The sequence below is a fragment of the Paenibacillus sp. FSL R10-2778 genome, assembly GCF_038593035.1.
Classification (GTDB): Bacteria; Bacillota; Bacilli; order Paenibacillales; family Paenibacillaceae; genus Paenibacillus_AQ; species Paenibacillus_AQ odorifer.
In genome coordinates this window covers 477,560-496,416 of record NZ_CP151956.1, presented here as the reverse complement: position 1 = coordinate 496,416, position 18,857 = coordinate 477,560, and the positions used below count along the sequence as shown (strand labels likewise).

Below are 18,857 nucleotides of genomic sequence, written 5' to 3'. Positions count from 1 at the left end.
TATATCTTCTATATCGGCAAAAATAGACAAATTCTTTGCTGGAGAATAAAAAAAATAAGCCCTAAGACCCCTAAAACCGGAATCCTAAAGCTTACTTTTGTTGAGTTCATTTATTTAATACACCAAAGATTCTTAACCCTCGTCTTGCACTTTTAAAGCTCGAATACTGTTCAGTACGGCAAGTACGGTTACCCCTACATCTGAGAATACAGCCTCCCACATCGTGGCAATCCCAAATGCACCGAGCAGAAGGAATATAGCTTTTACACCTAAAGCAAAAATAATATTTTGCCATACGATGGCTCGAGTACGCTTGGCAATTCCGATAGCTACAGCAATCTTCGAAGGCTCATCGGTCATAATTACAATATCTGCTGCTTCAATGGCAGCGTCGGAACCAAGTCCTCCCATAGCGATGCCGACATCGGCTCTAGCCAGTACAGGAGTATCATTAATTCCGTCTCCGACAAAAATAATCTTCTCGCGTGGAGACTTATCACGATCCAGCTTCTCGATGGCCTCTACCTTATGCTGTGGTAAAAGCTCTGCGTGTACCTCATCTACCCCTAACTGCTTCCCTACATCTTCAGCTACGGCGGAAGCATCACCTGTCAGCATCACCGTCTTGCGTATTCCCAGCTTTTTGAGGCGCTGAATGGCCTGCAGTGAGTCCTCCTTCACTTCATCAGCGATCACCAGATAACCTTCATATTGATGATCTACCGCTATGTGAACAACTGTACCGCTCTGCTCTGGGACCTCATAAGCAATTCCCTCACGCTCCATCAGACGTGCGTTACCTGCAAATACGGTCTTGCCTTCGATAGTTACTTCGATACCATGACCAGAGATTTCATTGTAATTCGAGATAGCTTCCTTAGAAATCTGTTCACCATAAGCCGTCCGAATCGACTCAGCGATCGGGTGATTGGAATGGCTCTCCGCATAAGCGGCTGTCCGCAGTAATTCATCCTTAGATTTGCCACCCGACGGATAAATTCCTGTCACCTTAAACTGTCCCTTGGTCAACGTTCCCGTTTTATCAAAGACAACTACCTTCACATCATTTAGGGCTTCCAGGTAGTTACTTCCCTTAATCAGAATACCGCTGCGTGAAGCTGCACCAATCCCTCCGAAGAATCCCAGTGGAATCGAGACCACAAGCGCACAAGGACAAGAGATTACGAGGAATACAAGTGCACGGTAAATCCAATCCGAAAAAGTTGCACCACTGATCAGCAGTGGAGGAACGACGGCCAGCAGGACTGCTGTGATCACTACTACAGGCGTGTAGGCACGTGCAAATTTAGTAATAAAGTTCTCCGTTTTAGCTTTGTTGCTTGACGCATTCTGCACTAGCTCCAGTATTTTGGATACGGCCGATTCTCCAAAGGTCTGAGTAACTTGCACAGTAATTACGCCGTTCCGGTTAATAAAACCACTTAACACCGCACTTCCTGGACCAGCTGATCGTGGTACCGACTCTCCAGTAAGTGCAGATGTGTCCATCATGGCGTTACCTTCAAGTATTGTTCCGTCAAGGGGTACCTTCTCACCGGGTTTAACAACAATCAAATCTCCGATGGCTACTTCCTCTGGTGAGACCTTCTTCAGATCATTTCCAAGCTTGAGATAGGCAAACTCGGGGCGAATATCCATAAGTGCCGTAATAGATCGGCGTGAACGATTCACAGCCAGACCTTGAAACAGTTCTCCAATCTGGTAAAACAGCATTACAGCCACACCCTCTGGATACTCACCAATCGCAAATGCACCGATAGTTGCCAGAGCCATCAGGAAATTCTCATCAAACACCTGGCCACGGATGATGTTCTTAACCGCCTGCCAGACAACTTCACCACCCACGATAAGATAGGCTGCCAAAAAGATCAGCAATTCAACTACTCCATTCACGGGCAGGAATATCCCAGCTAGAGCAAGAATTCCACCAGCGCCTAACCGCAGCAATATTTTGCGTGTATCACCTTCCCCGTGCTCGTGCGTATGACCATGACCTTCAGCATCCTCATGACCATGATGATGTCCAGCAGCTTGATGGCCGTGCTCATGACCATGCTCGTGATTATGCGTATGTTCATGAGCGCCACTATTGCGCGCCTTGTGATTGCCCCCAACCTTCTCTTTCACATTTACGTGGGGCTCAAGTGCCTTCACCGTTTTCTTCGCTTCTACAATCGCTGACTCCTCATACCCTGCGGCAGTTTCCAACGTCATTGTTTTTGTTACAAAATTAACGGAACAAGACGATACACCTTCAATCTTCTTCACCTTATCTTCAATTTTCATCGCGCAATTGGCGCAATCCAAGCCTTCTAATTCCCACTGACGTTTTAATTTTCCTTGCATTGTATCCATACGGCACATCTCCTCAAATAAAAACCATATATGAGCACTTGTTCATATGTTATCTTAGCCCTATTATATTCCCTTTATATTTCAAGGTCAATACGCGATATACACCATTTTTCTACATTATCTTAAAAATTAAATCAATTGACCTTTACGTGAAAATATGTAAAATCATGTATGACCCAAAGTAAGTTTCTTACATACGAATGACCCCATTATCAATGAAGCTCGATGGGCAAATGATTTACACAGAAGGGATGAATTTAGAACATGTCAAAGCTAGCCAAAACGTCTTCTTTTTCACAGAAACACCCTATTTGGAGCGTAGTTATTATCGAAGTGTTATTACTTGTAGCCGTAACTGCCGCCGGGGCTTACGCAACAATTAAGGAACTTGCGTACACCGCCCCTGTACTTATCTCCTTCATCCCAATCGCGCTTGTACTCATCATCTACTTTACAGTTAAGCGCAAATGGAGCACGCTTGGCTTCCGACCTCTAAACACCATATCCTCGGGCAACTGGATCTATTATGCCCCGCTAGTAGTGGTCCTGATTACCATATCCTTTAAGGGATTTCGTGAGATCAGTGCATCTGAGGTACTGTTCTTTATCTTCTTCACCCTGCTGGTCGCTTTTGTGGAGGAAAGTATCTATCGCGGTTTGATTTTAAAGACCTTGCTTCCTAAAGGGGCTAAAACAGCAGTGATCACTTCAAGTATTCTTTTCTCTATTACCCACTTACTTAATGCATTATCCAGCACAGATATCACACAAATTCTTCTACAACTCGTATATGCGCTTCTGATCGGTTTTGCGCTAGCCTTGTTGATGCTAAAAAATAATAATATTCTTCCGCTGATATCCTTTCACTTTATACATAATTTAATTCAGTTTGTGGGCAACGATAATACGAGTGAATACATGGGAATTGATCTATTTATCCTGCTAGTGCTTGCTGTGCAATGTGTCTGGCTAGTGTTGTCCTTTAGAAAACCAAACCTAACGAAGAACCTAAATCAAGCCAGCTAATAAGCTAAATCCTTACTTCAAAATACAAGGCTTCAGTGGATTTAAACGCATTGGTTAACCCCGACGCAGCCTGGTTTAATTGGGATGCTACTTAGTTTAGTTGAGATGTTACTTAGTTAAGCTGAGATGCCACTTAGCTTCATTAGAGCAATATTTGTCGCAAACCACACAGCTAACGGACCCAATTGACACTAAAAGCAGTATTATCCCCGGTTTAGCATATTATCGGACCCCATAGGCGCTATTGGCATGAAAAAGAGCAAAATAAGACCTCTTTCTAAAGAATAACTGCACTGAGGTCCGCAACTCTGCTCAAAAAGCGATTATTGTGCAAATAACGTCAGCTGGGTCCGTAAGCCGTAGTGGATGGTTGGGACTCGTCGGCATAATAAAAAGAGGGACTCCCAAAAGCCATTCAATGGCTGCTGGAGTCCCTCTTTTTTTGCAACTAGCTATTCGTGTCGGACATGCTCGTGGGTCTGCAAAAAGATCTGCTCCACATGCGCATCGTTCAGCGAATAGAATACCGTTTTCCCCTCTTTACGCCGCTTCACGATCCGTAGATTCCGTAAATAACGGAGCTGATGGGATATCGCAGATTGGCCCATATCAAGGATCACGGACAAATCATGTACACATAATTCTTGCTGTGACAAAGCGTAAATGAGCCGCACTCGTGTTGGATCACCCAACGCTTTGAACATTTCTGCCATTTTATCAGTAATCCCACGGTCTGGCAGGATCAATGCAATGGATTCCGGTTCAAGCTCTGAACCCTTGCATGTATTGTCGCAGTCCTCTAATGCCGTTGGCTCCATGCTCTCGCCCTCCTCCATCTTAGCTAATTATATTCTTTAATTATAAGAAAAACAGCACGGGATGTCCATTGAGGAGGAGTTTATAGCCTCTGATTGTGAATTAGACTGCTTTACGATAAAAGGAGATTAGTCCTGCGGCAAAAAAGACAATCAAGCTTCCTCCCACTATCATCATCAGTGTCTCTAAAGGCAGATTAAAGGCACCAAATCCGTCATCACCATAATGACTCATGGCCAACAACGGCTGTACCCAAGGATAATAGGGGCCGTAGGTTGAAGAATTAGCGATCAGTATATTGGGAATGGTCAGACTCACATTCAGCGCCAGCGGTGCGCCGAAGCTGCTCCAGCTTTGCGAGATCGCCAGCTGCAATGCGGCGAGAGGTAGACAGGCTACAAAGCCGCCAAATACTGATTTTAGCAGCTGCGCCCAAGGGATTGGATCTGGAGCCCCTCGGAACAAGCCCATTCCCAGCACCATAATGAGGAACGTTACTTGCACAGCAGCCAGCAATCCGATGATCATCACATATTTTGAGAGATACACCGACAACCGGGTTACAGGCAGAGACAACAATAGCTTCCAACCACCGTCATGATGCTCATAACGACAGATCAGGGCCGCAAAAATGCCTGAAAGCACAGGCAGAAACAGCAAAGCATGCATCATTGACATCACACTTAACAGCAGCTCCCAAGACATCTTCTCACCTTGATTATCCGATAACAATCCGGGAACCAGTGATAAAACCGGACTTCCTATGACTAAAAGCCAAACATATGATTTAGACATTTTTAATCGCTCTGAGGACAATACTCTCCAAAATGACATCATCTTAATCCACATCCTTTCGAGCGAAATGCGCTGCACCCGGCAAAAACACCAGCATTCCCAGCAGCAGACCCGCACCGCTGAACAAAAGGCGATTAGAGGAGTCCCACGCCAAATATGGCCATGTTAAAGGCACCCACTCCGAAAGGAACATGGAGAAAAATGACGTCAAAGATAATGTGATCCCCAGGGCAACTGGCAGTGTCTGATTACGATTAGCCAGGGAAAGCCACAGCTGTAGCGCGATGACCGGCAGAGCCGCAATATAGGACATAAAGCCAATCCGCACTACATCCACATAAGGAATAAGATCCGCTTTGAAGCCCAAAATAAGCCCTAAAACAACTATCCCCACTGAGAGCAACAAGCAGGAAACTGCCACTAGCAGCAGACAGAGCATTAACTTAGCCATAAACACTGAGGTACGAGAGATAGGCAGTGCCAAGAGCTGCTTCCATGAACTCATCTGATGTTCGACATTTGCAATCAACGAGCATACTAAAGTGCCCCCCAGAAAAAGAGCTGTGGGCACAAACCCGGACACATTATCCAGAAGTCCTCCCCATAAATCCGCGCTATACTGCTGACGCAGATAATCATAACGAAGGCCAAAGTTAAGGCCCTGCATGGCTACCAGACCAATCGGTCCTAGAAACACTAGAAACCAAATTCCTTTGCCGCGGATTTTAAGCCAATCCGCTGACAACGCCCGCCACATCATGATTCCCCGCCTCCCACAACCTGTAGGAAGAAGTCCTCAAGCGATTGTCTCCGCTCCTCTACACGATAGACAGCGTGCCCATTCTCTACCAAAGCCTTGACTAGCAGCGCTACTCTTGCATCGTTCATTCTTGAAAAAATCAGTTTTTGCTCTTGTAGTGTCCCTTCATACCCCCGGCCTCCAGCGAGACGTAACGCAGACTCTGGTTCCGAAACCGCAAGGCGTATCTCTCCAGCAGCCTGTTGTTGCAGATTAGCTATTGTATCTTGGTATACCATTTGCCCTTGGCGAATAATACCCACGGTATCTGCCATTTGTTCAATTTCACTAAGCAGGTGACTGGATACTACAACCGTAATTCCTTGTTCCTGTGGCAAACGTTTGATAAGCCCACGAATTTCCTGAATCCCTGACGGGTCGAGTCCGTTCGTTGGCTCGTCCAGAATAAGCAGCTCTGGATTCCCTAGCAAGGCAGCTGCGATACCGAGTCTCTGCTTCATCCCGAGGGAGAACCCTTTGACCGGACGTCTCTCTTCCCCGGTTAGAGAAACAATATCTAGCACTTCAGCGATTCGTGACTTCGGAACATCCAGAATGCGGCGGATCGCTTCGAGATTGTCCACAGCACTCAGATGCCCATAATACGAGGGGGATTCGACAAGCGACCCTACCTTCCGTAAAATTTGCATCTTATTCTTCCGAAGATCCTGGCCGAACACTTCAATTTTTCCAGATGTCGGTGTAATTAGGCCAAGCAGCATACGGATTGTTGTAGTTTTCCCAGCTCCGTTAGGACCCAGAAAACCATAAATCTCTCCCTTACGGATATTTAAATTCAAATTTTCTACCGCAGCCCGGCCACGATATTTTTTCAATAAATCCTTAGTTTTAATCACTGTTTCTTCCATGTTCTTCACCTCGGTATACAGCATAACGTCCCAAGGTTAAGAACAAGGAAGTGCCAGTTTAAGTTTTGTTTAAATTTCACGACGCGGATCAAAGATTACAATAGAAGTGCCTTTGCCTGTGCTCTCCACAACCCATTCCAGCTCCATATGCTTCATCAAAAGATCGACGATAGACAATCCCAAACCTGCCCCCTTGTAATCGGATGGACTCTGAATGCCTCGACCATGATCCGCAATAATTATGGCATGTTGTTCATTACGTTGCTCCGTTGAGATCCCGACATAATGCCCGCTGCTGGCATGTCGTACAATGTTTTGATACAAATTATCGAGAATACGGCGGAACCAGACCTCATCCACCCTCCAGAATAGCGGTTCGGCTTCCAGGTTAATATCAATATCGAAGCCCTCTTTTTCCCATACGGGGTACCAAGCAGCCGCACTTTCCCGTAACAAGCGTAGAACATCTTTACGTTCCAGCTTTAAGGTTACCCGTCCACTATTGAGCAAATTGTAAGATAAAAGATTCTCGATCAGGACGCTAAGATCCGCAATACGCTCATCCATAAGCTGTAAGGACTGCTTACCTTTTGAGGTCAGATCCTCTTTGGTCATAACATGGATATGGCTGCGAATGACGGTTAGGGGTGTGCGTAAATCGTGAGATAAATTCGAGACTAGACGCTTACGCAACTCTTCCTCTTCTATTTCCCTGCGTCGGCTTTCATCCAGTTTAGTTACCATCGTATTAAAAGCTTCCTCCAAGCGACCGATCTCGTCCAGTTTTCCTGTCACTATAGACTTAGGCATTCTATCCGGGCCTGTGATCGTCATCGCGGTTTGCAGTTGCAGCAGCCGTTTGCGAATTTTTCTAAAGAACATCCATGAAACCAGAGCGAACCCTCCAAAAAGGGTAAATAACACAAAGTTATACCAAGCCCAAGCCCCTAATCCCCCATAAGCCCCTTTGTTCAGCAGCTTGCTTGGAATTTGCATCACCATAAATCCCTTGTCTGCCTCCACTTTGTCCCCCACGAAAGCAACGATGGCTAAAGGATCACGATTCGTACTTTCTTTCATAAATGAAATAGCCTCAGCCGCAGTCCACTGATCAGGAACTTCAGGGTAAATCTTATCCTTATCCCCTTCTTCAGGCGTGAGAATCAACTGGGTTTTTCCCTGCCCGTCTACCCAAAACATAGTAGCCTCAGTGTATTTTCGACTCAATTCATGCAGCCGCTGATTTATGGCTTCCGAAGAGGCACTTTCTAAGTGAAGTGCCTCTTTATGCCACATAGTCTCCAGCGGTGCAATATTCGAATACAGGGATGTATCTACAGGCGGGGCACCTTTGGTCACTTCGTTAAGGATATTGTAGCCAACAAAAGACAACGGAAGGACCACAGGGATAAATAGCAGTGCAGATACGATAATTAGCAAATACCCTGATAACAAAGAGGAATTACGTTTCTTGCGAATGCGCTCTAATCCTCTCATGCTCTTACCCGGTAGCCGATCCCACGGACAGTTTCGATAATTTCCGGATTACCCGGATCAAGCTCCAGCTTTTCACGCAAATAACGAATATGTACCATCAGAGTTTTATCTCCTTCGATATAAGCCTCACCCCACACGGCCTCGTAGATCTGCTCCTTCGTCATAATTTGGTTAAGATGACGCAGCAAATAGGAAAAAATCTGAAATTGCTTACCTGTAAGCATGATTTCTTCCTGAGTCTGAGCATTCATCACGCGGTTATCCCCTTCATATACGACTAGATGTTTAAGTGTGAGTGAATCCTGAACCGATGCCCCATTCCTTCGGATCAGCACCTCGATTCGAGCGGCCAATTCATCCGGATGAAAGGGCTTGGTCAAATAATCATCTGCGAACTCCAAACCTTGCAGCTTATCATCAATCGAGGTCCGGGCGGAGAGCATCAAAATGGGCAGCTTAGGGTAAGAACGTTTCAAACGTTGCCCGATCGTAAACCCGTCCAGACCTGGTAGCATAACATCGAGAATAGCCAGTTGGCAGGCGCCGGCTTCTTCCATCGCTCCTTCGCCGCTCCGTAACCAGCGGACACTATATCCTCTTTCGCTTAAATCAGCAGACACTACACTGCCAATTTCACGATCATCTTCAATATATAACAGAGTAACGCTCATGTAGCTTTAGCTCCTCCCTGATATGAATACCTAAAAAGTTGAAGTCATTATAACACATCAAACAGCCCTCCTACCCCATATGGGATAGGAGGGCTGTTTGATCAATTCAACGCTATAGCTTACGGCTGCCATACTCCATGCTCTTTATTGCTGCCTACATACTCAATACGTGTTGGAGTAAGCTCCAGAATTACATAATTAGGATCATCAGGTCCTGTAAACCATGGCTCCAGCTCTTTATTCCATACCTTGGAGCGCAAGCCTTCATCCTTGGAGACGGTAGCAGTTGCTTCAATCTCCAGCACATCTTTGCTTCCGCCTGCCTCATAGCCAAGCAGTACAAAAGCATTCGGATTATCGGATAACTCCTCCACTTTATGAGTTTTGCGATTTGTAGCCAAATAAATCTTCAAACCCTCATGGAAAATGGCCATATAACGTACTTTCGGCTTATTTCCTTCTTCGATTGTACCAAAGGAACCGAACTTGTTGTCATCCAATGCTTTAATAATGAGTTGCTCCAGTTGTTTGTTATCCATTACGTAAATCTCTCCCTTCAAGCATGTAAATAAAAGTTTATATATCCAAGCTCACCGTTTGGATTTATCATAACAATGGTGCTTATTATAATGTACCCTTCAGGTTCACATTGAATCCGACCTTACCTCATAAACTACTTCAAGATAAGGAGCTTACTTCGTGAAAAAACTGATTTGGATCGGCTGTCTTTCCTACTTCGTTATCGGTCTGGCACATGTTGTGCTGGGATCTATTCTGCCCGTTCTACTGCAACATTATGACCAAAATTATAGTGCTGGCGGTGAATTAATCTTTAGTCAATTCGCTGGTTTTTTAGCAGGTGTGTTGGTCTCTCCCCTGCTTAATCGCCGCTTCGGTAAACGTGGAGGCATCCTCATTGCCACCAGTCTTCTACTAGTTGCAGAAATTGCCTACGCCTTTCTACCGCCTTGGGGCTGGATGTATGTTATCGCTGTTGCCGCAGGTTTTGGTTTCGGGATGATCGAAGCGGTTATCGGCACCATTATTATTGGTGCTGTAACCGAAGGAACTGCTATTGCAATGAGCCGGCTTGAAGTGCTATTCGGGATAGGCGCACTCGTAATGCCGCTTATCGCCAGTCCACTCATTGCTGCCGGAGCGTGGAGATTGGCCTTTCTAATCGTCGCTGCCTTCTCCTTAATTTCTCTTATCCTCTGGACAAGAGGGCACTTCGGTAATCTACAACGAATGCTGGATGAACGTGCCTCTGTCCAAGGAGCAGACAATTCGCAATCCTCAAGCTCACGTTCTAACAAAAAATTTCCGTATAAAGGTAAGCAATGGATTCTGTTAGGGATCTTCATCGTTTTCTTTTTTCTTTATGTAGGCACAGAGATGAGTTTAGTCAACTTTATGCCGGCTATCTTTATTGCCAAGCTAGGGATGACGGAGTCTGCCGCAGCACTGACAGTCACTTTCTTTTGGCTGGCGATGTCTACAGGAAGATTGTTTGCGGGTGTAATTGCCGAAAAAATATCTTATCGCGTGTACATTCTCAGCAGCTGTTTACTAACCTTGTTACTGCTGACACTCTTTCCGTTCACTGACAATCGAATGGCTGCTTTCATTGTAATTCTGCTGCTGGGGCTGTTTATGTCCGGTATTTTCTCCATTGCTTTAGTCTTCTCCAGCAAAATGCTGCCTGGCACCGAAGAGTCAACACCCAGCATTATGATTGCTTCCGGAGGTGTTGGCGGTGCTTTGCTACCTCTGTTTATGGGCTGGTCTATGGACCATTTAGAAGTGGCACAAACAGCCGGATTACTCGCCGCTTTTGCCGCCTTCTTGTTTCTGCTAAGCATTGCCGCATGGAGGTTCCAGTCCATGCAAGCGGTGAAAGGAAAGAGTTCCCGTATTTAGAACAGTATCAACGTTATCCTTTTAGGGTAATGTGATCTATAAGCATATTCTGAGCACAAGGATGGACGATGAATGAATGAGTCTTCAACTGAGCCTTTGTTACATACTGCGCTCATGCAGTTTATATTTCCCTTTTCTATAAAAAAGGGCGATTCTAAGCAGCTTATCCAGCAATTACAGGACGACGGCTTCACACGTTTTTTTCTGGATAATAAAGAGCTTGAAGCTGCCTACTACGGAGATGGCTACTGTGTTTCCCATGAACGAATGGAGCGCACCTATTTACCGTTTGCTGCACATGTCCTTTTTCCACGCAGGAAGGATGCCGACTCGTTTCGCCGTTTTTCCAGAGTAAATAATCTCGACTGCATTCTGGAGATTCCGCAGCAATCTATATTTTTCAAAATTCTCTCGACGGATATATTCATATGTCCTTTTCAGCTTGGATTCGTGACGATACGTGTCCAGCTGGAGGGGGATTCAATTCCCTTTAGTATTGCCCTAGAATTCGCAGATCGTTTCCGTGCGCTAGAGAATACCTTCATACAGGATGATTACACTTATATTCATTGCGGGGAACAGACCTATGAGATGGTAGAGGATTTTGTCTTCCGAAATTTGGTGGATGGACTGGAGCCATATCTGGATCAATCGGATATCAATGGGGCTTATTTCGAGACCCTTCCTTTTTTCGTAGATGAAAGAATGCAGGTGCAAGCTTTTTATGGCTTTCAGAATGAAGAAAGCTCTGATGAGATTAGTGTAAATCTGCGCTATCGTGCCTCACAGCTTGATGGAATTGATCTAAACGGAAAGCCCTATGCCAGTGCCAGCGATCCAGCGTATATTGCGAACTATTGTCATGAACACTCCTATAATCGCTGGGGTCCAGACACGTATTATATGATGAATGAGCAGACTTTTTGCTGCATGACCCGCGCTGAACAGGAGATTGCTGTTAGTCTAGCCAACCAGATGTACGGGCAATATTATTACGGATTTTTACTCAATATTTTCCACAAAATCGTTCTGCTAAAGCTCGCCAATATGCACTCCCGACTTCGGATTAATCATGATTATGAGGAAATAGACAATCTAATCTACTCCATCAATAAGTTCTCGGCTAAGTTCTACTTCTTGGAGTTGATTTCCCAGTCGCAGGGCCGGGAGATATTTCTTCAGCTGCGTAAAGTATACGGAAACGATGCTTTGTTCGAGGAAGTGAAAGAAACCTTAAATGACCTGTTTCAGTATCAGGATAAGTTTCAGTCCAAGCGACGGGATAATCTGCTGATGATTCTCACTGTATTTACGGTAGTAAGCGGGATTTACGGCATGAATCAGGTCATTGACGATTTGGATGGAAAGATTCAATGGAGTAAAATGATTGGTTATTCTCCCTTTGAATTTCTTGCCCTCTTCGTGATCATGAGCGGGATTCTGATCAGCGTTGTCCTCACGCTAGGGGCACTGGTTAGTGAGCTTAAACGGCGTCACCGCAAGAAATATAAAGACCTAGACTAGCAAAAAAGAAACTACTGGATTGGAAAAATTCAGGAGTGCACTACTAGACATTCCGAGTACAGCCGTCTATAATACACCGTATGCGAGAAATATAAGATATAAAGTATGGGTACAAAACTTATGCTTACTTATATTGCACATAGAAATACCCGTTAACTTCATAGAACCAGGGGTGCTGGAATTGGCCGGCTGAGATTGTATCCCACAAGATACTGACCCTTATACCTGATCTGGATAATGCCAGCGTAGGAATCGCCAATTGGTTCTGGTCCCTGTGACCTTAACTAACCTTGCGCCAAGCCAGCGTCCCGATCACTCGGGGCGCTTTTTTTGTAAGATCACTAAAAGATGTAGAAAAACGTACATACTACACTTTACGGTTCATGTTGTGAAGACGGGATTCTTGTAACCTTAAAGGAGAGAAGAAGACATGCACCTTAAAAAAGCACTTACGTTGTGCCTCACCTGTGTACTCATTCTTGCCATTGCCGGATGCGGCAGCAACAATGGGAATACAGCCGGAAACAAAGCAAATGCTACTGATCCAACTGCTGCGGCTGGGACGGATGCTCCAAAAGAGCTCACCAAAGTTAAAGTCGCACTCGACTGGACACCGAACACAAATCATACCGGTCTATACGTAGCTAAGGATCTTGGTTACTACGCTGAAGAAGGTCTGGACGTCGAGATCGTTCAGCCAGGCGCAGCGGGTTCTGATACTATGGTTACTTCTGGCGAAGCCGCATTTGGCATCAGCGCCCAAGAAGGATTAACACTAGCCCGTCTACAAGGCGTACCCCTTGTCTCGATAGCAGCTATTATTCAGCATAATACGTCGGGATTCGCCGCTCCAGTAGATCGCAATATTAAATCACCAAAGGATTTTGAAGGTAAAACCTACGGAGGCTGGGGCTCACCGGCCGAAGAAGCAGCCATGAAAGCTATCATGGATCCTGAAGGTGGCGATGTGAAAAAGGTGAAGCTGATCAGTATCGGTGAAGCTGATTATTTTACCGCCGTCAAACGTGACATTGATTTCGCCTGGATTTTCTACGCTTGGACTGGTGTTGAGGCTGAGTTACGTGGCGAGCCATTGGATATGCTGTACTTAAAGGATTATGCGCCGCAGCTCGATTATTACACGCCTGTACTGACGACGAGTGAGAAGCAAATTGCAGATCATCCTGATCTGGTGAAGGCCTTCATGAAAGCCACATCAAAAGGTTATCAATATGCCATAGATCATCCGGAAGAGGCTGCCGGTATGTTATCGAAGGCCGTTCCTGACCTGGACGCCGACCTTGTCCTAGCTAGCCAAAAATGGCTTAGCCCAAAATACAAGGACGATGCTGCCCGCTGGGGCGAGCAAAAAACCGAGGTCTGGCAAAATTACGGCGACTGGATGTATGATCTGAAGTTGCTGGATAAACCGCTGGATGCTGCTAGTGCATTCAGTAATGATTTTTTACCGGCGGAGTAAACAACAATTGTAATGAATTACTTCGTTATCAAAGTTGGCTTTTTGAACTTACCTTATAAAATGAGAGGATTGATTATTGTGGCTAACACCCTACTAAGCATTCAAGTAATTCCAAAAACTCCGAACAATGAGGATTCCATCCCATACGTAGATAAAGCGATTGAGGTCATTCAGAAATCCGGTGTTAAACATCAAGTGAATCCACTGGAAACCACAATGGAAGGTGAGCTTAGCGAGCTGCTGGAGGTCGTGCGTCAGATGCAGGAGGCGTTGATCGAAGCAGGCAGTCCAAGCGTAATTTCGCAGATCAAAATCGCTCATAATCCTAACGGAATCAGCATGGATAAATTGACGGAGAAATATCGGCCGTGAGATCGACCTGGAAGCTAATATGGCCGCCCCTTGTGGCGGTCGTCTTCTTTTTAACCGTATGGCAGCTATCTGTATCTGTATTTCATATTGAATCCTGGATTCTGCCGAGTCCTGCTGATATTGCCCGTGAATCCACCAGAAACGCTTCTGGTCTTTGGGCTCATACGATGGCTACGCTGCGGCTCACTTTAATTGGTTTTCCCATTGGTACGGGGGTAGGCCTGATCGTTGCTTTGCTTTTGCATCTTTTGCCTTGGGCTAGACGGGCTTTTTATCCACTTATTATTCTGAGTCAAAATGTTCCCTCCATCGCGCTCGGACCCCTTCTCATTATCTGGTTCGGCTTTGGTCTTTTGCCCAAAATCGTGCTGATTACACTAGTATGTTTCTTCCCGGTAGCTGTCGCTGCGATGGGCGGTCTGGCCCAAAGTGATCAGGTCATGATGAATTATATGAAAATGGCTGGCGCAAGCAAGTGGCAAATCTTCACCAAGCTGGAGCTGCCCTCTTCTATCCCGGCACTATTTTCCGGCGTAAAAATATCTGCTACTTATGCGGTTATGGGCGCCGTGGTCGCTGAATGGATTGGCGCGGATAAAGGTATTGGCTATTATATGCTTCTGCAGAAATCCGCATATCGTACGGATCGGATGTTTGTTGCTATTGTTATTATTGTACTTTTAAGTCTTGTACTCTTTGCTATTATTGCATTGCTGGAAAAATGGCTGGTTCGCTGGAAGCCGCGCCGTAACTCATAGAAAGGAAGATGCCTGTATGTCTCAAGCGACGCAAATGCAACACAGAACAACAGAAGTCATAAGCTCTCCTGAAGCTCATACCGTGGCACCCGCCCTTGAAGTGAGCGGCATCTCCAAATCTTTTTCCCATCGTCGCCGTGAGACGAAAGTTCTGAATAATGTCTCTCTCAAGGTAGAGCAACAAGAGTTCGTTTCGATCGTTGGTCCTTCCGGCTGCGGAAAAAGCACCTTATTCCATATGATTGGCGGCCTTGTGAAACCCGATGCAGGCACGATCCTCATGAACGGTAAGGCCGTTACAGGTCAACGCGGTGAAATTAGTTATATGCCGCAGCAGCCTGCGCTTTTTCCTTGGCGTACGATTGAGGATAATGTGCTGCTTGCTGGGGAGATCAAGGGCGCACTGCGGGATGGAGCCCGCGAGGAAGCGCGCCAGTGGCTTGCCAAGGTTGGGTTAAGCGGTTTCGAACATGCTTATCCGCATATGTTGTCTGGCGGGATGCAGCAGCGTGCAGCTTTTCTCAGAGCATTGCTCGCTCCCCAGGAGCTAATGTTGCTGGATGAACCTTTCAGCGCACTCGATGCACTAACTCGCAGTGAAATGCAGCGCTGGCTGCTTGAGCTGTGGGAAGAGAATCGCCGCTCTGTGCTGTTCATTACTCACAACATCGAAGAAGCGTTGCTGCTCTCTAATCGTATCTATGTATTTTCCGGCCGCCCCGGCTCCATTCTGCATACAGTCGATGTGCCGTTTCCGCGGCCACGCCGTGATGAGATTACGGACTCTCCCGAGTTCCTTAAGCTCAAACGCCAGTTGTCACAGTGGATGCGAGAGGAACAAGCTAAAAATAGGCAGCCGCTAGCTTAATCGCTAAGCACTGTAAACTGATATCGCTGGTATAGCGGTGTCAGTTTTTTATTTTGTAGCGATAAACTCCTACCCTATTTTCAATTAACGCGGATGTATCTGCTCAATTAAACAAATTCCACTCATCATAGTAGGGATCACATTAAATGTGTGGCGAAAACCGCCCCCCTGTTGGTAATAGATAGTAACCGGGCGGGTTTGGGACATTCTGCGGGATTTATACCGCTGATTTGCTGCTTCAGGCCGGACTCGGCTCATTCTGCGGGATTTATACCGTTAATTTGCTTCGTCGGGCCGGATTCGGCTCAGTCTACGGGATTTATACCGTTGATTTGCTTCGTCGGGCCGGATTTGGCTCATTCTGCGGGATTTATACCGTTGATTTGCTTCGTCAGGCCGGGTTGGGGACATTCTGCGGGATTTATACCGTTGATTTGCTTCGTCGGGCCGGGTTGGGGACATTCTACGGGATTTATACCGTTGATTCACTTCGTCGGGCCGGATTTGGCTCATTCTGCGGGATTTATACCGTTGATTTGCCTCTTCGGGCCGGATTCGGCTCAGTCTACGGGATTTATACCGTTGATTCACTTCGTCGGGCCGGTTTCGGCTCAGTCTACGGGATTTATACCGTTGATTTGCTGCTTCAGGCCGGACTCGGCTCAGTCTACGGGATTTATACCGTTGATTCACTTCGTCGGGCCGGATTCGGCTCAGTCTACGGGATTTATACCGTTGATTTGCCTCTTCGGGCTGTATTGCACCCGATCTAGGGCATTTTTGCCTTTCTTTTGCCACTTCGGGCTGTATTGCACCGATTCTAGGGCATTTTTGCCTTTCTTTTGCCACTTCGGGTTGTATTGCACCCGATCCAGGGTATTTTTGCCTTCTATTTCCCACTTCGGCGGAATTCCAGTGACTCAGGGGCATTTTTGCCCTTATTGTTCCTCTTTAGCTTTTAGTTTGAATTAAATACGAGACTATGGCATCAACCAGAATCGGTGTTGTTTATTATTATTAATTTGTTTAAAGGTCACAGCTATAGTCGCACTTACATTCTACTCACTACTCTTACACATACTCCCACTACTCACTTTCACTCCTACTCCTTACCTCAATCCCACTACTCACTTTTACTCCTACTCCTTACCTCAATCCCACTACTGACTACTCACTCTTGCTCATACTCCTCACCTTACTCCCACTAATCTCTCTTACTCTTCCCCCTACTCCTTACTTCCAACTCTCACACCTGCCCCCTCCTCCTCTCCCACCAACCGAACCTAAAAAAGGCCCCATAAACGAGGCCTTTTCTTCATTTCCTAATCATAGCTCGGAACACGAATTTGGGCAGCACTGCCTGTCTGCGCCATCGCGACTTTTGTCCCTTCGCAACGGGAGCGAACAAAAGTCGATGCAACCACTCCAGATTGAGTTTTTTCCATAGCGCTGGTGCAGGAGTAACTTTTCCCGCTATTACATCTAAGCTGCCCCCCACGCCAAAAACAACTTTTACCTGCGTAAGCTCCTGTTTGTGCTTATATACCCATTTGTCAGAGTATGGCGCACCCATCGCAACGATCAGGAAATCTGGCTGTGCGCGCTGTATTTCTGCTACAATGGCAGGCTCCTCTTCCTTGGTAAGAAAACCATTATGTCTTCCTGCAATCTTCACATTCGGATATAACTCCGTGATCTTTTCGACCGCTTTACAGCTGGTAAGCTCATCTGTTCCCAAGAAATAAAAACTCCATCCCAAGCTATTTCCTTGCTCCAAAAGCTCAAGAAGCAGCTCATATCCAGTTACCCTCTCAGCAATAGGATCGCCTTTTCTTTTTGATGCCAACACAATGCCAATCCCGTCAGGAGTGATTAAATCCGCTTCTTGAAGTATGGTTCGTAGCAGCTCGTCCGATTGACTTGTTATCGTAATTTCCGGGTTAGCCGTGATCAAATGGAAAAGTTTCGATTCCCCAGATTGAATATGTTTTGTTAGATGAAGTGTTGTCTCATGTAGTGTTAGTTTTGAAAAGGGAACTCATAATATTGAAACTGTCCCGTCCATATAATCACCTCTCACTAAAATTCCACTTCAATATACCTTACCATAATCAAGAGGAGGAAGGGGAGTCATTTAAATTACTTAATCACCACAGCTACTCTACTCACCCAAACACCCTATAGCTCCACTCACTCCTCCATAAACTTCCACCACTCTACTAACCAAGGTTCATCGATCCCCCGCATGCGGAATTCCTCTACAAGTATCTTCCGGAATCGTTTTTCCATTTTGACAAAGTTATTATCCTCTTGGTACATAGGGGCAAAGGATTCATCATCTCTAATAAAAATCCAAAAATCGCCCGCACACTCCAAAATCTTTCGGCCGACAGCCGTTTGTTTGGCTACAGGTACCAGCCATTTGTCATAGGGGTAGGGGTAACCTTCAATAGTAATGGCACAGCGTAATGCTTCTTTATAAAGAGAAACCGCTAAAAATAAAATAGGAAAGGCGTCGCCACGCACTACCGGATTATCTAAGCTTTTGGCATAACTTCGTAACTGTATGTATGAATTCTTACGAAATCTCATTAGGACTCCAGGTTGGAGGGGCACATAGGCATCAAAAAGTGACTTTACATCCAATCGGTCATAGTAGATATAAGAAATAGAAGCATTCCACAGCCATTCCATATTTCCGCTCATTAACGCCGCTTTGATTTCTGATATTTTATGCAGTGTGTAATGTCCGGTCTTGCCGCTGGGAAGTCGTAAATCCATAAAAAAACTACTTTGCTCCGGGATCAGCCCCGCTTGCTCGAACCGATGATTAATGCTGCTATAATACTCATCCTGACAAATAATGATTACATCCACATCCGACTGCTCATCCACTACACCAAGTGCGGTCGATCCATCAAGGAGAATACTTACCCGCTGACTCTCCTCTTTCATTAACGGATGATTTAGAATTTCTTGTGTGATATACTGCCCAATTTCCTCTAATAATTCGCTATGAACCTGCATCTTATCAGGTGTTAATAAAATATCCGACAACACTGATTTCACCATCTCAACCCCAACCT

Annotated in this window: 18 protein-coding genes and 1 riboswitch; of the genes, 8 read left to right on the top strand and 10 right to left on the bottom strand. The window is 45.7% G+C overall.

The window, feature by feature from the left end; genetic code table 11:
- Window positions 1-132: 132 nt before the first annotated feature.
- On the bottom strand, window positions 133-2,376 hold the full coding sequence (locus NST40_RS02210) for a heavy metal translocating P-type ATPase (protein ID WP_342410379.1): 2,244 nt from the start codon (window positions 2,374-2,376) through the stop codon (window positions 133-135).
- Window positions 2,377-2,640: 264 nt separating this feature from the next.
- Here NST40_RS02210 and NST40_RS02205 point away from each other — a divergent pair, with 264 nt between their 5' ends.
- On the top strand, window positions 2,641-3,402 hold the full coding sequence (locus NST40_RS02205) for a CPBP family intramembrane glutamic endopeptidase (RefSeq protein ID WP_076276003.1): 762 nt from the start codon (window positions 2,641-2,643) through the stop codon (window positions 3,400-3,402).
- 452 nt (window positions 3,403-3,854) lie between these two features.
- Here NST40_RS02205 and NST40_RS02200 read toward each other — a convergent pair whose 3' ends face one another.
- The 7 genes from NST40_RS02200 to NST40_RS02170 form a co-directional block, all read right to left on the bottom strand.
- Entirely contained in the window at window positions 3,855-4,220 is a 366-nt protein-coding gene (locus NST40_RS02200; RefSeq protein ID WP_036682656.1) for a metalloregulator ArsR/SmtB family transcription factor, read from the bottom strand.
- 100 nt (window positions 4,221-4,320) lie between these two features.
- Window positions 4,321-5,055, bottom strand: coding sequence for an ABC transporter permease (locus NST40_RS02195; RefSeq protein WP_076276002.1), 735 nt, complete (start codon window positions 5,053-5,055; stop codon window positions 4,321-4,323).
- 1 nt (window position 5,056) lies between these two features.
- Window positions 5,057-5,773: an ABC transporter permease gene (locus NST40_RS02190; RefSeq protein ID WP_342410378.1), complete on the bottom strand. Its 717-nt coding sequence runs from the start codon at window positions 5,771-5,773 to the stop codon at window positions 5,057-5,059.
- Window positions 5,770-6,681, bottom strand: a complete 912-nt coding sequence (locus tag NST40_RS02185; protein WP_076307938.1) for an ABC transporter ATP-binding protein — start codon at window positions 6,679-6,681, stop codon at window positions 5,770-5,772. Before NST40_RS02185 ends, NST40_RS02190 begins: the two co-directional genes overlap by 4 nt.
- A gap of 69 nt (window positions 6,682-6,750) precedes the next feature.
- Complete coding sequence (locus tag NST40_RS02180; RefSeq protein ID WP_342410377.1) at window positions 6,751-8,178, bottom strand: HAMP domain-containing sensor histidine kinase; 1,428 nt, start codon at window positions 8,176-8,178, stop codon at window positions 6,751-6,753.
- Window positions 8,175-8,849 (bottom strand): response regulator transcription factor, encoded by a 675-nt coding sequence (locus tag NST40_RS02175; protein WP_342410376.1) that lies wholly within the window; start codon window positions 8,847-8,849, stop codon window positions 8,175-8,177. The genes NST40_RS02180 and NST40_RS02175 overlap by 4 nt, the downstream gene beginning before the upstream one ends.
- Window positions 8,850-8,968: 119 nt before the next feature.
- Window positions 8,969-9,388 (bottom strand): pyridoxamine 5'-phosphate oxidase family protein, encoded by a 420-nt coding sequence (locus NST40_RS02170; protein WP_036682665.1) that lies wholly within the window; start codon window positions 9,386-9,388, stop codon window positions 8,969-8,971.
- Window positions 9,389-9,548: 160 nt separating this feature from the next.
- Here NST40_RS02170 and NST40_RS02165 point away from each other — a divergent pair, with 160 nt between their 5' ends.
- The 7 genes from NST40_RS02165 to NST40_RS02135 all read left to right on the top strand — a co-directional run bounded on the left by NST40_RS02165 (window position 9,549) and on the right by NST40_RS02135 (window position 16,544).
- On the top strand, window positions 9,549-10,769 hold the full coding sequence (locus NST40_RS02165) for an MFS transporter (RefSeq protein ID WP_076192749.1): 1,221 nt from the start codon (window positions 9,549-9,551) through the stop codon (window positions 10,767-10,769).
- A gap of 72 nt (window positions 10,770-10,841) precedes the next feature.
- Window positions 10,842-12,293 carry a hypothetical protein gene (locus tag NST40_RS02160; RefSeq protein WP_052096734.1) on the top strand — a complete coding sequence of 484 codons (1,452 nt, stop codon included), beginning with the start codon at window positions 10,842-10,844 and terminating at the stop codon, window positions 12,291-12,293.
- A 158-nt stretch (window positions 12,294-12,451) separates the two neighbouring features.
- A riboswitch (TPP riboswitch) is annotated at window positions 12,452-12,562 on the top strand.
- Between the two features lie 161 nt (window positions 12,563-12,723).
- A complete protein-coding gene (locus NST40_RS02155; RefSeq protein ID WP_076124596.1) occupies window positions 12,724-13,773 on the top strand; it encodes an ABC transporter substrate-binding protein in 1,050 nt (349 codons plus the stop codon).
- A 78-nt stretch (window positions 13,774-13,851) separates the two neighbouring features.
- Window positions 13,852-14,145 carry an MTH1187 family thiamine-binding protein gene (locus NST40_RS02150; RefSeq protein WP_036682688.1) on the top strand — a complete coding sequence of 98 codons (294 nt, stop codon included), beginning with the start codon at window positions 13,852-13,854 and terminating at the stop codon, window positions 14,143-14,145.
- Window positions 14,142-14,903, top strand: a complete 762-nt coding sequence (locus tag NST40_RS02145; protein WP_342410375.1) for an ABC transporter permease — start codon at window positions 14,142-14,144, stop codon at window positions 14,901-14,903. The genes NST40_RS02150 and NST40_RS02145 overlap by 4 nt, the downstream gene beginning before the upstream one ends.
- A gap of 34 nt (window positions 14,904-14,937) precedes the next feature.
- Window positions 14,938-15,771 carry an ABC transporter ATP-binding protein gene (locus NST40_RS02140; protein WP_312149659.1) on the top strand — a complete coding sequence of 278 codons (834 nt, stop codon included), beginning with the start codon at window positions 14,938-14,940 and terminating at the stop codon, window positions 15,769-15,771.
- Between the two features lie 230 nt (window positions 15,772-16,001).
- The gene (locus NST40_RS02135; RefSeq protein WP_342410374.1) at window positions 16,002-16,544 is read left to right on the top strand and encodes a hypothetical protein; all 543 of its coding nucleotides are present in this window, start codon (window positions 16,002-16,004) and stop codon (window positions 16,542-16,544) included.
- Between the two features lie 542 nt (window positions 16,545-17,086).
- Here NST40_RS02135 and NST40_RS02130 read toward each other — a convergent pair.
- Window positions 17,087-17,725, bottom strand: coding sequence for a WecB/TagA/CpsF family glycosyltransferase (locus NST40_RS02130; protein ID WP_342410373.1), 639 nt, complete (start codon window positions 17,723-17,725; stop codon window positions 17,087-17,089).
- A 236-nt stretch (window positions 17,726-17,961) separates the two neighbouring features.
- On the bottom strand, window positions 17,962-18,843 hold the full coding sequence (locus NST40_RS02125; protein ID WP_342410372.1) for a nucleotidyltransferase domain-containing protein: 882 nt from the start codon (window positions 18,841-18,843) through the stop codon (window positions 17,962-17,964).
- Between the last annotated feature and the right edge of the window lie 14 nt (window positions 18,844-18,857).

What these genes read in the sequence shown, in the direction of transcription:
- NST40_RS02210 (WP_342410379.1), bottom strand. Translation starts at nt 2,376, where the DNA reads ATGGATACAATGCAAGGAAAATTAAAACGTCAGTGGGAATTAGAAGGC.
- NST40_RS02205 (WP_076276003.1), top strand. Translation starts at nt 2,641, where the DNA reads ATGTCAAAGCTAGCCAAAACGTCTTCTTTTTCACAGAAACACCCTATT.
- NST40_RS02200 (WP_036682656.1), bottom strand. Translation starts at nt 4,220, where the DNA reads ATGGAGCCAACGGCATTAGAGGACTGCGACAATACATGCAAGGGTTCA.
- NST40_RS02195 (WP_076276002.1), bottom strand. Translation starts at nt 5,055, where the DNA reads ATGATGTCATTTTGGAGAGTATTGTCCTCAGAGCGATTAAAAATGTCT.
- NST40_RS02190 (WP_342410378.1), bottom strand. Translation starts at nt 5,773, where the DNA reads ATGATGTGGCGGGCGTTGTCAGCGGATTGGCTTAAAATCCGCGGCAAA.
- NST40_RS02185 (WP_076307938.1), bottom strand. Translation starts at nt 6,681, where the DNA reads ATGGAAGAAACAGTGATTAAAACTAAGGATTTATTGAAAAAATATCGT.
- NST40_RS02180 (WP_342410377.1), bottom strand. Translation starts at nt 8,178, where the DNA reads ATGAGAGGATTAGAGCGCATTCGCAAGAAACGTAATTCCTCTTTGTTA.
- NST40_RS02175 (WP_342410376.1), bottom strand. Translation starts at nt 8,849, where the DNA reads ATGAGCGTTACTCTGTTATATATTGAAGATGATCGTGAAATTGGCAGT.
- NST40_RS02170 (WP_036682665.1), bottom strand. Translation starts at nt 9,388, where the DNA reads ATGGATAACAAACAACTGGAGCAACTCATTATTAAAGCATTGGATGAC.
- NST40_RS02160 (WP_052096734.1), top strand. Translation starts at nt 10,842, where the DNA reads ATGAATGAGTCTTCAACTGAGCCTTTGTTACATACTGCGCTCATGCAG.
- NST40_RS02155 (WP_076124596.1), top strand. Translation starts at nt 12,724, where the DNA reads ATGCACCTTAAAAAAGCACTTACGTTGTGCCTCACCTGTGTACTCATT.
- NST40_RS02140 (WP_312149659.1), top strand. Translation starts at nt 14,938, where the DNA reads ATGCAACACAGAACAACAGAAGTCATAAGCTCTCCTGAAGCTCATACC.
- NST40_RS02125 (WP_342410372.1), bottom strand. Translation starts at nt 18,843, where the DNA reads ATGGTGAAATCAGTGTTGTCGGATATTTTATTAACACCTGATAAGATG.